Genomic DNA, 14,639 nt, shown 5'->3' with positions numbered 1-14,639 from the left:
CTCTGTTTTTAAAACGCTTAAGGTTTTAGTTGTCAACAACTTACGAACTTAGGTTATTAACTTTTGTTAATAAAAAAAGCCTTAAGAGATATCTTAAGGCTTTTAACTTACTGTAAAACAGTGTTTTGTAATTAACGTCTACGCTCAGTAATTCTGGCTTTTTTACCAGTTAAACCTCTAAAGTAGAAGATTCTAGCTCTACGTACTTTACCACGTTTGTTAACTTCTATTTTTTGTAATGCCGGTAAATTAACAGGGAAAATACGTTCCACACCAATAGTACCAGACATTTTTCTAATTGTAAAAGTCTCAGTTGAACCTGAACCTCTTCTTTGAATTACTACACCTCTAAAAAACTGAGTACGTGTTTTAGCACCCTCTTTAATTTCGTAAAACACAGTAATTGTGTCTCCAGCTCCAAACTCTGGAAAATCCTTTTTTGTTACAAACTCGTCTTGAACAAATTTTATTAAAGATTGCATATCTTTATAGTTATTTAATTATTAATTCAGAACAACATTCACGATTTTCGCCAGAGGTTAACCCGAAATTGGCTGCAAATATACTCAATAATTTAATACATCCAATTAAAAATTTATTTTTTATGGTGTTCCCCTACGGGTCAGGCTATTCGCTATATCTTTTTGTGAAGTGTTTCGTTTGTTTTTCTGTGTTTAGAGATCGTTAAAAAGGTTTCTGTATTTATAAAAAGTTTTTTTTTAGCTTCACAAAAAGGATGCCGCTGCTATCCTTAACACAGCTATCTGCCAACATTTATCTACAGGAAAGGTGTAATACCATCTATATAGACATGACATCTATTCTTGTTCAAAAATAATATTTCTTTCGGTATTTTTCTTGTACTTGTTTTTAGGAATAATTGCTCCATTCTTAGAAGAACAATAGTTTTTATTATTTGGGTTTAGCATATATTCGAGTTGATGCTCAATCATTTTTTCAAAAGGAATAAGGAAGTTTTTCGTGTCGCATTGTTCTAAGTTACTTCCCTTAAGTAAATTTAATACCGTATAAACAGATTCAATCGTACTAAGGCAAAGCGACTCTGGCTGTTGTTTAATAATAAATTTCGATTTAATTTTATTATCAAAACTCACTCGTTTTAGTTGTTGCAAGTTCTTACTTAGTTTAAGCATTTTACGGGCGCAAGGCCATGTGCCATCGATAAGGAATATATGTGAATTGTTACCTATATAAGAATTGATTTCAGAATTTTTTCTTGTGGATAAGTTGAAATTATCCTTCCCGGGATAAAGTAAGAAAGAAGCACTGTTTTCTTTAGCTAGTATTTCATTTACACGATTATTATTGGTGAAATCGACACCAACTATAATTTCCGAATTTTCAAGTTGAAGATGAGTTATATGTCCCGTTCCGCTTTTTTCTTTTTTGTATTCCTTGGGGTGCATAAGAATAATAAAGCGTGTTTTAGTCTGTAAAGGACTAATGTGTTCACAAATACAAGTGCTGGAGGGTCGCATACATTTGTAACAGGTCGTTCTTGGGGTTTTCTTTGCAAGACCATCTGCTAATATTTTAACCGCTCCAATGTCAAGAATATCTTTTCCAATATTAGTTAAATCAGAATTTGAAATGGTTTCAACTAATGAATTTGATAATTCTTGATACGCTTCTTTTTCTTTGCTCAATTTTGTTTTTTTCTATTGTTAAGACAGCTTAAGGTGCATCTGCAATATTTTATTCATCCAATAAATCAGGACGTTTATCTTTAGTACGTTGGTAAGCCTGTTCTTCACGCCATTTTTCAATTTCGGGTAAATTTCCGCTAAACAGAAGTTCTGGAACCTTCCAGCCTTTATATTCTCTAGGTTTGGTGTAAATAGGTGGGGCTAATAAATTATCTTGAAATGAATCGGTTAAAGCCGATGTTTCATTTCCCAAAACACCAGGAATTAACCTAATAACAGCATCACAAAGTACGGCAGCTCCCAATTCTCCGCCAGATAGCACATAATCTCCAATAGAAATTTCACGAGTAATAAACTGGTCCCGCACCCGTTGATCCACACCTTTATAATGTCCGCACAAAATTATAATATTTTCGTGTAACGATAATTGGTTTGCGATACCTTGTTTTAAGGTTTCCCCATCGGGAGTCATGTAAATTACCTCGTCGTAATCACGTTGGGTTTTCAATGCCGAAATACATTTATCAATAGGTTCTATCATCATGACCATGCCAGCACCGCCACCAAATTGCGTATCGTCGATAGATTTGTAATTATCGGTGGTGTAATCGCGTAAATTATGAAAATGCACCTCTACCAAACCGGCTTCAATAGCACGTTTTAAAATGGAAGCTTCAAACGGACTTTTAAGTAATTCGGGTAAAACGGTAATAATATCTATGCGCATAACTTGTTTTTATCTGGCACAAAGATAAATGAATTGTTTGGTATTTTATGTGGGGATTTTTGGAAGGATTTTTAAAGTATTTCTTTAGTATAATGCAAAAAAAAACAGCAATTTTTAAATTGCCGCTTTTTAAAATATAATAGATGTAGCTTTTAAGCTTTTCTTTGCTTGTTAATTTCGTCTTGTAATTGGCGACGCACTTTTTGTTCGCGTTCTAAAGCTGTTTTTCGGTGTTCCTCAAATTCTTCTTCGGTGTCGGCTAAGTTTTTTCTTGCTTCTTTAGTAATGGCATTACTATTATTAAATTTGTAAATAAAGAAAAGTAATAGTACTAATAAGCCTCCAATAATAGACCACATAAGCACATTGTAATTCGATTTGCTCATTTGTAAACCAAATAAGGCCATATTGTTTTTTTCTATATTGGTTTGGTCTAAATCGGTTTGGGTATTCGTTAAATTTAGCTTTAAATCGGCTATTTCTTTTTCTTGATTTTTAACAACTATTTGTGTGTCGGCAAGTTCTTTATGTACGGCTTTTAAAGTGTCTAAAGTATGGGCTTTAAGCGTGTAAAGCCACGTCTTTTTTACAGTTTTATAATCTTGCCAGCTGTTCGAGCGTCGGATAACAAATTCAAATTGGTTATCTATAGAGCCACTGTTTAGTGATAATTTGTCTGTTTCTTCAGTACTATTGGTTTGGGAAAAAGAGGATAGCGTTAATAAAAACGTACAAGCAAGGAAAAACAGTTGTTTTGTAAAACTCATTTCTAAAAAAATATTTAATCGTTTGAATTCAAACTGCGAAGTTATGAAAATATGATTGTAATTAATTAAATAGCCGTATTAAAATTAGACTAACTTATATACGGAGCTGGTATTGTTTTAGATGTTTTACTTTTTTAATCAAGTGTGGTTTTTATGAAATGTTGGGCATCACAATTTAAAACAAATAAAAAAAACACCCTTTAAAGTATGAAACTAAATAGGGTGTTTACTAAAACAAATTTAAAAATTACTATTTGAAAAGCACTTCTTTTTTCTCTTTTCGGGTGTTTATGTATTCTAATTTTTTAATATGGTCTAAAACATCGTCACCATATGCTTCTTTAAATTTTGAAATATCAGAGATACTTTCAATTTTATTATCGTTGATTCCTGTGATAATATAGCCTTCAGAAATACCTAAATTTGAATACAACCAACGGTTTTCTGTTTTCTTAACCATGACACCATAGCTAATATCATACTTTTCTTTAAAAGAATCTGATAAATCCTGTAATTCCATTTTCATGAAATTAACAGTAAATATTTCTGTTTTAGTCAATGTCACCGAAACCGATTTTATATCATTATCTCTTAATAATTCTACAGTCACTGTATCATTTGGACGTTTAGTTTTTATGTATCCACTTAAATCTTCAAATTTTGATATTTCTATATTGTCCAATTTTTTAATAACATCCCCTTTTTTAATACCCGCTTTTTCGGCACCTGAGTTTTTAACAACATCAGCTACATAAACGCCTTCGGTATAATTTACGCCCATTTCTTCCGCAACAGCGCTATTAAAAGTACCACCTTGGATTCCTAAAACGCCATTTTGTACATTACCAAATTCCATAATATCTTCAATAACTTTTCGGGCAATATTACTTGGTACAGCAAAAGAGTACCCAACATAAGATCCGGTTTGAGAGGATATCGCGGTGTTAATTCCAATAAGTTCGCCATTGGTGTTTACTAAAGCGCCTCCCGAGTTTCCAGGGTTTACAGCAGCGTCGGTTTGTAAAAAGGACTGAGAACTTTGTCCTGTTAAATCTCTAGATTTTGCACTTATAATTCCAGCAGTTACCGTAGAGGTTAAGTTGAATGGATTACCAACGGCTAAAACCCATTCGCCAATTTTCACATTATCAGAATCTCCAAAAGTAATATAAGGTAAATCTTCATCGGCGTCAATTTTTAATAAAGCGATATCTGTTTTTGGGTCGGTTCCAACTACTTGAGCAGTATAGGTTTTGTTGTTATTTAAGGTTACCGAAAGTTCACTTGCATTTTGAATAACGTGGTTGTTGGTTACAATATAACCATCGGCGTTAACAATAACTCCAGAACCCGTGCCCATTTGAGCGCGTTGTGGGCTTCTTCCCGAAAAAAAATCTTGAAGAGTCATATGTCCGGAACTAATAGTTACGTTTTTTACGTGAACAACAGCATGCACGGCATTATCTGCAGCTGTAGTAAAATTGGTGTTTTCAGCAGCATTTAGCGCCATATTTAAGTTTGTTGTAGGTAGAAACGCAGGTTTTTCTGGGGTGGTTGTAACCATTACCGTGTTGTCTTTTTCTAAAAAGAGTTTGTATGCACCAAGTGTTACAACACCACCTAATACAGATACCATGACTAAGGTTAAAATCTTCTTCATATTATTTACTATTTTGAATATTAATTTTTTTGTTCCATTTATTGAACGATTAAAATTAAAAATTTATTGAATAGCAAATTTACTTTTAACGATTTTTAACGCGGGTTTTAACGCCTGTTTAACAAAGGGATAAACGATTATCTTTAATAAATATACATAAGAATAATTGGCGAGCTACATTTTTTTTAGACCATTAAAAAGTTATGGGAACTCTATAATTTTTCTGCTTAAATTTATGTTTTTCTAAATTATTTCATGAATTTGTGAGCAGAAAATAACATTCTTTATTCATATATTTGTCGTTTATTATGCAACAGACTTTTTATAAATATCAAGGAACAGGTAACGATTTTGTCATGGTTGATAACCGTGAGCAAACGTTCAACAAGAGAGACACAAAACGCATTGCTTTTTTATGCGATAGACGTTTTGGAATAGGAGCAGATGGACTTATTCTACTGGAAAATCATGATACATTAGATTTTAAAATGGTGTATTTTAATGCCGATGGAAATGAAAGTACCATGTGTGGAAACGGTGGGCGCTGTTTAGTGGCTTTTGCCAAACAATTGGGCGTTATTGAAGATAAAGCTGTTTTTGAAGCTATTGATGGTTTGCATCATGCTGAAATTGAAGGTGATGGCGATATTGTAAAGCTTCAGATGTTGGATGTTGATAAAGTTGAAAAGTTTGACGATCACGTATTTTTAAATACTGGATCGCCACACCATGTGCAATTTGAAGATGCTATCGAATATTTTGATATAAAAGAGAAAGGTGCTAAAATTAGAAATGGAGCACCTTATTTTAATGAAGGAACAAACGTTAATTTCGTTAAAAAAGTTACTGATGAAGTTTTTAGAATGCGAACCTACGAACGAGGAGTGGAAGATGAAACCTTATCTTGTGGAACAGGAGCAACGGCAGTGGCTATTGCTATGCATGCTATTAATGAAACCAACGCAACATTGATAAAATTAAATGTTCAAGGTGGAAAACTAAGAGTAAGTTTTGATGTCGATAATGGCGTTTACAAAAATGTTTGGCTTATAGGACCAGCAAAATTGGTGTTTAAAGGCAAAATATGATAACTTTAAAAGGCGAAAATATTTATTTACGTGCTTTAGAGCCAGAAGATTTGGAGTTTATTCATGCCATTGAAAATGATGAAGCTGTTTGGGAAATTAGCAACACACAAACACCATATTCTAGGTTTTTAATTAAACAATATTTAGAGGAAGCCCACCGAGATATTTACGATGTTAAACAACTCCGACTGGTGATTTCTAATTATCAAAAAGAAGCTATTGGGCTAATAGATTTGTTCGATTTCGATTTTAAAAGTAAACGCGCGGGTATTGGGATTTTGGTAAAAGATGAAGTTAATAGAGGGAAAGGAGCTGGTAAAGAAGCCTTGTCTTTATTAATAAATTATAGTTTTACGCATTTAGATTTACATCAACTTTATTGTAATATTTCCGAAGAAAATATTAGGAGTCTTAAACTGTTTAAAAATCAAGGTTTTAAACAGGTTGGACTTAAAAAAGACTGGAACTACGTGAATGGTTCATATAAAAACGAATATTTATTTCAGCTTATTAATAATTAAATGTACATAAAAAAAATACTTATCGCCATTGCCGTTATTGGGTTAATTGTAGCTGCTTTTTTTGCAAATTTTGTTTATAAAGCCATGCTGAAACCTAACACGGCTTTTAATAATGATGTCGCTTATGTATACATTCCATCTAGCGCAAGTTATGAAGAGGTGCGGAGTCAGTTAGAGCCGTTATTGAAAGATATTAATTCTTTTGATGATTTGGCCGAACAGAAAAAATACACCACAAATATTAAAGCTGGGAAATATGCTATTAAAAAAGGGATGACAAATAATGATATTATCAATTCAATCAGGATTGGTAATTTACCGATTAAAGTATCTTTTAATAACCAATCTTCTTTAGAAAAGTTGGCTGGCCGTATTTCTAGAGATATTGAAGCGGATAGTGTATCGTTATTAAAAGCAATGAAAGATTCGGAATTTTTAGCTAAAAATAATTTTAATCAAGCTACTGCTTTAGGGATGTATTTGCCAAATAGTTATGAGTTTTTCTGGAATACCGATGCTGAAGGTTTTAGAGCTAGAATGCTTAAAGAATACAAGCGGTTTTGGAATGCTGAAAGAACTAAAAAAGCAGAAGCCATAGGATTGTCTCCAAATGAAGTAATTGCCTTAGCGTCTATTGTATACGAAGAATCGAAAGAAGCCACCGAGCAACCAACAATAGCGGGTGTTTATATGAATAGATTGAGAATAGGCATGCCATTGCAGGCGGATCCTACTTTAAAATTTGCGGCTTATCAACTTCCAAAATATAAAAACACCATTATAAAGCGTGTTTTAAATGTCCATAAAGCTATTGAATCGCCTTATAATACTTATAAAAATCAGGGGTTACCACCAGGTTTAATTGCTATGCCAGATATTTCGGCTATCGATGCGGTTTTAAATTATGAAAAACATCAATATCTGTATTTTGCCGCGAATGCTAAAAAGTTCGGGTTTCATAAATTTGCAAAAACTTTATCGCAGCATAATGTAAATGCTCGCGAATATCAACGTTATCTTTCGGCCCAAGGGATTCATAAATAGTGGGGCTTTTTCGGTTGAAATATACGTTGTTTCTATTGTTAGTTTCATCATTAACTTTTTCGCAAACAGAATTCAATTCATTTTTTAAAGCTTCTGATTCTTTAAATAAATCCCGACGCAATACGGTTTTAATTTCTGAAGCCGCTATCGCTGGAATAACTTTAGTTGGTTTAAATCAGTTATGGTATGCCGATTATAAGCGTTCTAAATTCCATACTATAAACGATACTCATGAATGGTTGCAAATGGATAAATTTGGCCATGCTTTTTCTGCATATCAAATGGGGAAATATGGTGCACAGCTTTTAAATTGGAGTGGGGAAAGTAAAAAAAATCAACTCATTTATGGAGGTACTTTAGGATTAGGTTTTTTAACGGCTGTTGAAGTTTTAGATGGATTTTCTGATGAATGGGGCTTTTCTTGGGGGGATATTTTGGCAAATGCTTCTGGTTCGAGTTTATATATTGGACAAGAATTGTTGTGGAAAGAACAGCGAGTTTCGTTAAAATTCAGCTTTCATCAAACAAAATTTGCTAAACAAAACCCAGATAAGCTTGGTGATGGTTTGTTTGAAGAGATTTTAAAAGACTATAACGGACAAACCTATTGGTTAAATTTTAATTTACATTCCTTTTTTAAAGAAAGTAAAATTCCAAAATGGTTAGATTTTTCTATCGGATATGGTGGTGAAGCTATGTTGAATGGCGTGCAAAATCCTAATAATCAGTTGTTAAAATCTGATGATAGATACAGGCAGTATTATTTAAGTTTTGATGTTAATTTAAGTAAGATTAAAACAAAATCACCGGTTATAAACTCCGTTTTTGATATACTAAATATTATAAAAATTCCATTTCCTACCTTAGAAATCAATAAAAACAAGGTTATTCCTCATCTATTCTTCAATTAAAATATTTAATTAGTATATAAATTTTGTTGGTTTCATAAAAAGACGTACATTTGCACGCTCAAAATTTCAGGTGATTTTAAAATGTATTTTCACTGAAGAATTTAGAAGTTATGACAAAGAATATTGCAAGTTACTTAGTCTTGGTACTTATCACTGTAATTATGTTAAGTGTGTCGTTTTCATCAAATGATTCGACTGTAGATTTAAGTAAATATTCAACAGAAGGCTTAGAGTTAAATTATACTGTAAGTCTTGACGAGGGTGTCAATGAAGATGCCTTAGTGTCAAATGACGAGGATGCAATGTTTTCTCCATTTTTAGGGAAATCATTTGTAGGCTTTAGAGAAGCTATAGGTTTTAAAGAATCAAGAGGAAATTACAAATCTGTTAATACTTTTGGTTATTTAGGCAAATATCAGTTTGGGAAAGAAACTTTAAAAATGATTGGTATTAATAATCCAGCTCAATTTTTAAAAAGTCCTAAACTTCAGGAGAAAGCATTTATTGCTAATGCGGCTAGAAATAAATGGATATTGCGTCGCGACATTAAGAACTTTGTAGGACGTCGTATTAATGGGGTTTTGGTAACAGAATCTGGTATTTTGGCAGCTGCGCATTTGGCAGGACCAGGAAGTGTTAAAACCTATTTAAGAAGTTACGGTTTAGATAATTTTTCTGATGGTTTTGGAACGACAGTTCAATATTATATGAAACGTTTTTCTGGGTACGACACATCGTTTGTTAAGCCAAACAAAGAAGCAAAAGCCATTTAAATTAGCTTTTATGTATAATGAATAGCGTTGGTCTTTTATGAAGGTCAACGCTATTTTTTTTCCATGCTTGAGCACTTTTGGTTTTTATAAATTCTGTGTCCAAAGTAATATCACAAGCCACACAGATATCCGTGTTGTTTTCTAAAACGTTGCTTAAATCTTCAAGCATTTTATTATTTCTGTATGGTGTTTCAATAAAGAGTTGCGATTGGTCATGCTCAAAAGAAAGACGTTCCAAACGTTTTATTTCTGCTTTTCGTTCGCCTTTATCAATGGGTAAATAGCCATTAAAGGCAAAGCTTTGCCCGTTCATTCCGGAACTCATCATGGCCATTAAAATAGACGAGGGGCCAACCAAAGGAATAACTTTTATGTTTTGTTGATGGGCTATTTTTACAACATCGGCTCCGGGATCGGCTACTCCAGGACAGCCTGCTTCGGATAATAATCCCACATTAATACCAGCTAAACATGGTGCTAAAAAACTTGGAAGTTCACTGTTTTCAGTTCGTTTGTTTAGTGTGAATAATTTTAATGAGGGTTGTGGTTTTTCAGGACAAATCTTTTTTATGAATCGGCGAGCGGTTTTTTCATTTTCAACTATAAAAACATCAATTTTATCAATGGTGTTTTTTACGGTAATCGGTAAAACATCAAGCGGATTATTGTCACCTAAAGTGGTTGGTATTAAATAAAGTTGGCCTTTAGCTGATGTCATTTTGTTCTGAAGTTAAATTATTTGCAATAATGGTACATGCTTCGTTTAGCATGTTGTAGATGTTTTCAAAACCTTCGTTACCGCCATAATAGGGGTCTGGCACATCGAAATTTTCATTCGGGTAAACTTCGTTTAAAATAAAGTTTACTTTGGAAAGATCGTTTTCGTTTCTGGCAAGTTTGGTAACGTTTTGGTAATTGGAACTGTCCATGACATAAATACGATCAAACCTATCAAAATCCGAAACGGTAAATTGTCTGCCTTTTAAATTTGAAATATTTAAACCATATTTTTTTGCAACAGCAACAGACCGTTGGTCGGGAGCGCTTCCTGTATGGTAATTGGCTGTTCCAGCCGAGTCTACCATAAAGTTGCTAGATAATTTAGCTTTTAAAATACCTTCGGCAAGTGGAGAACGACAAATGTTTCCCAAACATACCATCAGAATTTTAGTCATTGTATTACAGTTTTAAACAGAAAGTTTTTTAGTAATATCTTCAACATATTTTTTAAATTGTTTATCTGTTGAAGATAGGTTATCTACCGTTTTGCAAGCGTGTAAAACCGTAGCATGATCGCGTTTCCCAATTTGAGAACCAATACTCGCTAAGGATGCTTTTGTAAGCTTTTTAGCAAAAAACATAGCGAGTTGTCTCGCTTGTACAATATGGCGTTTTCTTGTTTTAGATTGAAGGGTGTCGATATCCATTTGAAAATAATCCGACACTACTTTTTGAATATAATCTATTGAAACTTCCCGTTTTGTGTTTTTTACAAACTTCTCAACAATAGTTCTAGCTAAATCAATAGTGATTTCCTTTTTATTGAAAGACGATTGTGCAATTAATGAAATAATAGCACCTTCTAATTCGCGGACATTCGATTTGATGTTTTTGGCAACATAATTAATAATGTCTTCTGGCATTTCAACACCATCACGATATAATTTATTCTTTAAAATAGAAACACGTGTTTCAAAATCTGGATGTTGCAGCTCTGCTGAAAGGCCCCATTTAAAACGTGATAATAAACGTTGTTCGATATCTTGCATATCAACCGGTGCTTTATCACTAGTTAATATCACTTGTTTTCCATTTTGATGTAAATGATTAAAAATGTGAAAGAATACATCTTGTGTTCCTGTTTTTCCGGTTAGGAATTGCACATCATCAATAATTAAAACATCTATTATTTGATAGAAATGAATAAAATCATTTCTGTTATTTTTCTTAACAGAATCTATATATTGTTGCGTAAATTTTTCAGCTGAAATATATAAAACGGTTTTCTCTGGATATTTATCTTTAATATCAACACCAATAGCGTGCGCTAAATGGGTTTTACCTAAACCAACACCACCAAAAATTAATAAGGGATTAAAAGAAGTGCCACCTGGTTTTGCAGCGACAGCTAATCCTGCACTTCTGGCTAAACGATTTGAATCACCTTCCAGAAAGTTTTCAAAACTATAGTTGGGGTTTAATTGCGATTCAATTTTTACGTTTCTAATCCCTGGTATAACAAATGGATTGCGTAATTCTGGATTTTTATTTTTTAAAGGAATATCAACATCTTGAGATTTTAAACCACTTCTATTGGCACTCGGAATTTTTTCTGTAAAGGGTTGTTTATTGCCGTAAGTGTTTTCCATTTTAATAATGTAAACTAACTTGGCTTGTTCACCCAATTCTTTGGTTAAAGATACTTTTAAAATTTTAACGTAATGCTCTTCTAGCCATTCGTAAAAGAATTTACTAGGGACCTGAATACTTAAAGCGTTATCCGTTAGTTTAACTGCTATTATTGGTTCGAACCAGGTTTTGTAAGCTTGCGGCTGAATATTATCCTTTATAAAGTTTAGACAATTATTCCATACCGTTTGCGCAGTTATACTCATTTTTATGACTCTTGATGTTTGTTAAATTATAGGTAAAAAACGAAATCTTTATACCTCCTTTGTTTTGCGTTTGGCAAAGATGTGAACAAAATTCTTAAAAAAAAAATGATTTACTATTGATTAATTGGAATTTTTTTCTCAAGTTTAAACACTTGTCGAATCTACAAAAAAATATTTAAATATGAGCCCTAAATCCGATGAAATACAAATAAGAGTGAGGTATGGTGAAACCGATCAAATGGGCGTTGTTTATCATGGGAATTACGCGTTATATCTAGAGATGGGGCGTATTGAGTGGTTACGGAAACTTGGAGTTTCTTATAAATCCATGGAAGAAAACGGTGTGATGTTGCCGGTAGTGTCCTTACATGTAAATTATAAAAAATCAGCAGGTTATGATGACTTAATTAATGTTAAAACGCAACTCTCAAAATTACCTACAGTTAAGTTAGAATTTGAGTATGAAATTACTAATGAAAAAGGTGAACTTTTATCAACAGCGAATACTATTTTAGTGTTTGTAGATAAAAAAACAGGAAAACCTATTAAAGCACCTAAATATATTTTGGATCTTCTTGAAGCTTAAAAGTTAAGTGTTTATTTTTTTGATATCAATTTCAAATAGGTGATCAAAGGTTTCAAAAACCGAGTTAGCCTCTTTTTTTCGAACAGAAATGGTAATCTGGCAATCCAACTCCAGTTTTTGATTGGTTATATTTAGGTTTCTTTCCTTTATAACACGCATCACTTTGTTCATGTTTTTATAATCGAAAGTGATGAGATAGTCTATATTGATTGTTTTTTCTAATATATTACAGGCTTCAAGACTGAGTTGTGCGGTGGTTTTGTAAGCGTTTATTAAACCGCCAACACCTAATTTTACCCCTCCAAAATACCGAACAACTACAATAAGTATGTTGGTAACATCGAAAGATTGAATTTGGCCATAAATAGGCATACCTGCGCTGTTATTGGGTTCGCCATCGTCATTGGCTCTGTAACTTATAGTCTCTGTCCCTAATTGATAGGCATAGCACCAATGCCGTGCCGCGTGATGTTCTTTTTTTAATAATTCTAATTTTGCTTTTACTTCCTCTTCATTAAAAACAGGGTAGGCGTAGCCGTGAAATTTACTGTTTTTGTCTTTAAATAAAACAGGTTCAATAGCGCGATCTATAGTTTTGTATGTATCTTTTTCTACCAAGGAATTTAAAATAAGTTGTTTTGGGTTTCAAATAGGGTGCATACATCTTCCGTTTCGGGATTAATATGCCAAGTTTTGAAATTTAAAGTATTTGCCGTTTCAATATTATCTTTATTATCATCTATAAAAAGACATTCTTGGGCTTTTAAATTATTTTCATTTAAAACAAATTCAAAAATATCGGTATTTGGTTTTCTTAAATTAATCTCGTGAGATAGATAAAATTTATCAAAACAATTTTTGAATTCATCATAAAAAGAGATGCTTTCTCGTACGGAATTAATATGAAGTTCGTTGGTATTACTCAACAAAATTAATTTATATTTAGAAGAAGCTTTTAGTTCTTTTATAAATTCAAGCCGCTGTTTTGGAAAATGTTTTAGCATGTAATTCCAAACATAGATTAGTTCTTCTTTTGAAAGCTTCGGAAAGTTTTCAGCATAAAACTCTAAAAATTCATCGGTTGAAATTAAACCCTGCTCGTACAAACTATTAAAAGCAATCATTTCTTCCGAAAAGGAATCAATTTCTAAAGTTTCAAAAGCATATTTTGCAGCACCTTCAAGATCGAGGTTTATAAATACATTTCCGAAATCGAAAATTATAGTGTTAATCATTTTTGTAAATTTTTAAGATATCGGTTAAAATTTGTTCTTTTGAAATTAAAGTTGCTGAAAATTCCGGAGCTTTAATACCGGTTTTAAAGGGAGTTTCACCTGTAAAAACACGAGCTTCGTCCCAAAGATTTTCATCTATAAACGTTTGAAGTGTTTGTGCTCCACCTTCAATAATAACAGAATTAATATTGTGATTAAATAGAATTGTTGAGATTTGTTGGGCAATTTCAGATTTCGAAGCCCAATTTATAGTTTCATATTTAATATGATCGTGTTTCTTAGTTGGATGTTCAATAGTTTCACAAATCACGATCGTTTTAGCTTCAGTATTAAAAACAGCCAAATTATTCGGTAGTTTTCCTTGTCGGTCTAAAATAATTCTAGTCGGATTTAGGCCAACATAATCGCGAGTTGTTAAGGTCGGGTTATCTGCAATTACTGTAGAGGTACCCACTAAAATAGCTTGTTCTTCGGCGCGCCATTTATGAACTAATTGTCTAGAATAGGTGTTTGTAATCCAAACGGGTTTTTGCTCGTTTTTTGTTTTGGGTGCAATAAAACCATCTACCGATTCTGCCCATTTTAAAATAATATAAGGCCGTTTTTTATTGTGAAATGTGAAAAATCGTTTGTGGTGGGCGCGACATTCATGTTCTAGAACACCAACAATAACTTCGGCACCAGAGTCTCTTAATCTTTTTATGCCTTGGCCGGCTACTTTTTCAAAATCGTCCACACAACCAATAACAACTTTCGGGATGTTGTGTCTAATAATTAGGTCGCTACAAGGTGGTGTTTTACCGTAATGCGAGCAAGGTTCCAGCGTAACGTAAATGGTGGATGCTTTTAAAAGACTTTTATCTTTAACCGAATTAATAGCATTAACTTCTGCATGATTTCCGCCGTATGCGCTAGTAAATCCTTCGCCAATAATTTTATCGTTATGCACAATAACGCTGCCAACCATCGGGTTTGGTCGGGTAGTGCCTAAGCCATTTTTTCCAATGTCTAAGCAGCGTTTTATGTATGTTTCGTGAGTATTCAA

17 protein-coding genes are annotated in these 14,639 nt (G+C 33.0%); 6 read left to right on the top strand and 11 right to left on the bottom strand.

The features are described 5' to 3' along the window. Window positions 1-131 precede the first annotated feature (131 nt). From rplS to FQU21_RS08335, 5 genes are all read right to left on the bottom strand, one after another. Window positions 132-482 carry a 50S ribosomal protein L19 gene (gene rplS, locus FQU21_RS08355; RefSeq protein WP_147677541.1) on the bottom strand — a complete coding sequence of 117 codons (351 nt, stop codon included), beginning with the start codon at window positions 480-482 and terminating at the stop codon, window positions 132-134. A 336-nt stretch (window positions 483-818) separates the two neighbouring features. Then, window positions 819-1,667 (bottom strand): tRNA-uridine aminocarboxypropyltransferase, encoded by an 849-nt coding sequence (locus tag FQU21_RS08350; protein WP_246124799.1) that lies wholly within the window; start codon window positions 1,665-1,667, stop codon window positions 819-821. 49 nt (window positions 1,668-1,716) lie between these two features. Next, a complete protein-coding gene (trmD, locus tag FQU21_RS08345) occupies window positions 1,717-2,394 on the bottom strand; it encodes a tRNA (guanosine(37)-N1)-methyltransferase TrmD (protein WP_147677540.1) in 678 nt (225 codons plus the stop codon). Between the two features lie 152 nt (window positions 2,395-2,546). Beyond that, window positions 2,547-3,161 carry a tRNA (guanine-N1)-methyltransferase gene (locus FQU21_RS08340; protein WP_147677539.1) on the bottom strand — a complete coding sequence of 205 codons (615 nt, stop codon included), beginning with the start codon at window positions 3,159-3,161 and terminating at the stop codon, window positions 2,547-2,549. Between the two features lie 250 nt (window positions 3,162-3,411). Next, a complete protein-coding gene (locus FQU21_RS08335) occupies window positions 3,412-4,821 on the bottom strand; it encodes a Do family serine endopeptidase (protein WP_147677538.1) in 1,410 nt (469 codons plus the stop codon). A gap of 308 nt (window positions 4,822-5,129) precedes the next feature. Between FQU21_RS08335 and dapF the strand changes: the two genes are divergently transcribed. The 5 genes from dapF (at window position 5,130) to FQU21_RS08310 (ending at window position 9,158) form a co-directional block, all read left to right on the top strand. Then, window positions 5,130-5,909, top strand: a complete 780-nt coding sequence (gene dapF / locus FQU21_RS08330) for a diaminopimelate epimerase (RefSeq protein WP_147677537.1) — start codon at window positions 5,130-5,132, stop codon at window positions 5,907-5,909. Continuing rightward, window positions 5,906-6,430: a GNAT family N-acetyltransferase gene (locus tag FQU21_RS08325; RefSeq protein WP_147677536.1), complete on the top strand. Its 525-nt coding sequence runs from the start codon at window positions 5,906-5,908 to the stop codon at window positions 6,428-6,430. Before dapF ends, FQU21_RS08325 begins: the two co-directional genes overlap by 4 nt. After that, window positions 6,431-7,474, top strand: coding sequence for an endolytic transglycosylase MltG (mltG, locus tag FQU21_RS08320; protein WP_147677535.1), 1,044 nt, complete (start codon window positions 6,431-6,433; stop codon window positions 7,472-7,474). A gap of 35 nt (window positions 7,475-7,509) precedes the next feature. Beyond that, window positions 7,510-8,385 carry a DUF2279 domain-containing protein gene (locus tag FQU21_RS08315; RefSeq protein WP_246124798.1) on the top strand — a complete coding sequence of 292 codons (876 nt, stop codon included), beginning with the start codon at window positions 7,510-7,512 and terminating at the stop codon, window positions 8,383-8,385. A 110-nt stretch (window positions 8,386-8,495) separates the two neighbouring features. Beyond that, window positions 8,496-9,158 carry a peptidoglycan-binding protein LysM gene (locus FQU21_RS08310; RefSeq protein WP_147677534.1) on the top strand — a complete coding sequence of 221 codons (663 nt, stop codon included), beginning with the start codon at window positions 8,496-8,498 and terminating at the stop codon, window positions 9,156-9,158. Window position 9,159: 1 nt separating this feature from the next. Here FQU21_RS08310 and FQU21_RS08305 read toward each other — a convergent pair whose 3' ends face one another. From FQU21_RS08305 to dnaA, 3 genes are read right to left on the bottom strand one after another with little or no spacing between them, the layout of a single operon-like run. Continuing rightward, window positions 9,160-9,876, bottom strand: coding sequence for an SAM-dependent methyltransferase (locus FQU21_RS08305; protein WP_147677533.1), 717 nt, complete (start codon window positions 9,874-9,876; stop codon window positions 9,160-9,162). Then, window positions 9,863-10,333 carry a low molecular weight protein-tyrosine-phosphatase gene (locus FQU21_RS08300; protein ID WP_246124797.1) on the bottom strand — a complete coding sequence of 157 codons (471 nt, stop codon included), beginning with the start codon at window positions 10,331-10,333 and terminating at the stop codon, window positions 9,863-9,865. Before FQU21_RS08300 ends, FQU21_RS08305 begins: the two co-directional genes overlap by 14 nt. A gap of 12 nt (window positions 10,334-10,345) precedes the next feature. Beyond that, a complete protein-coding gene (gene dnaA / locus FQU21_RS08295) occupies window positions 10,346-11,773 on the bottom strand; it encodes a chromosomal replication initiator protein DnaA (RefSeq protein ID WP_147677532.1) in 1,428 nt (475 codons plus the stop codon). A 181-nt stretch (window positions 11,774-11,954) separates the two neighbouring features. Here dnaA and FQU21_RS08290 point away from each other — a divergent pair, with 181 nt between their 5' ends. Then, window positions 11,955-12,359, top strand: coding sequence for an acyl-CoA thioesterase (locus FQU21_RS08290; protein WP_147677531.1), 405 nt, complete (start codon window positions 11,955-11,957; stop codon window positions 12,357-12,359). 3 nt (window positions 12,360-12,362) lie between these two features. Here the strand turns inward: FQU21_RS08290 and FQU21_RS08285 are convergent, their stop codons facing one another. From FQU21_RS08285 to ribD, 3 genes are read right to left on the bottom strand one after another with little or no spacing between them, the layout of a single operon-like run. Then, window positions 12,363-12,977, bottom strand: coding sequence for an IMPACT family protein (locus FQU21_RS08285; RefSeq protein ID WP_147677530.1), 615 nt, complete (start codon window positions 12,975-12,977; stop codon window positions 12,363-12,365). 5 nt (window positions 12,978-12,982) lie between these two features. Further along, a complete protein-coding gene (locus FQU21_RS08280) occupies window positions 12,983-13,594 on the bottom strand; it encodes an HAD family hydrolase (RefSeq protein WP_147677529.1) in 612 nt (203 codons plus the stop codon). Next, window positions 13,587-14,639 (bottom strand): bifunctional diaminohydroxyphosphoribosylaminopyrimidine deaminase/5-amino-6-(5-phosphoribosylamino)uracil reductase RibD, encoded by a 1,053-nt coding sequence (gene ribD / locus FQU21_RS08275; RefSeq protein WP_147677528.1) that lies wholly within the window; start codon window positions 14,637-14,639, stop codon window positions 13,587-13,589. The genes FQU21_RS08280 and ribD overlap by 8 nt, the downstream gene beginning before the upstream one ends.

This window comes from Algibacter pacificus (assembly GCF_008033385.1).
GTDB classification, from domain to species: Bacteria; Bacteroidota; Bacteroidia; order Flavobacteriales; family Flavobacteriaceae; genus Algibacter; species Algibacter pacificus.
The sequence above is the reverse complement of the archived record's forward strand: the minus strand, read 5'-3'. Positions and strand labels throughout refer to the sequence as shown.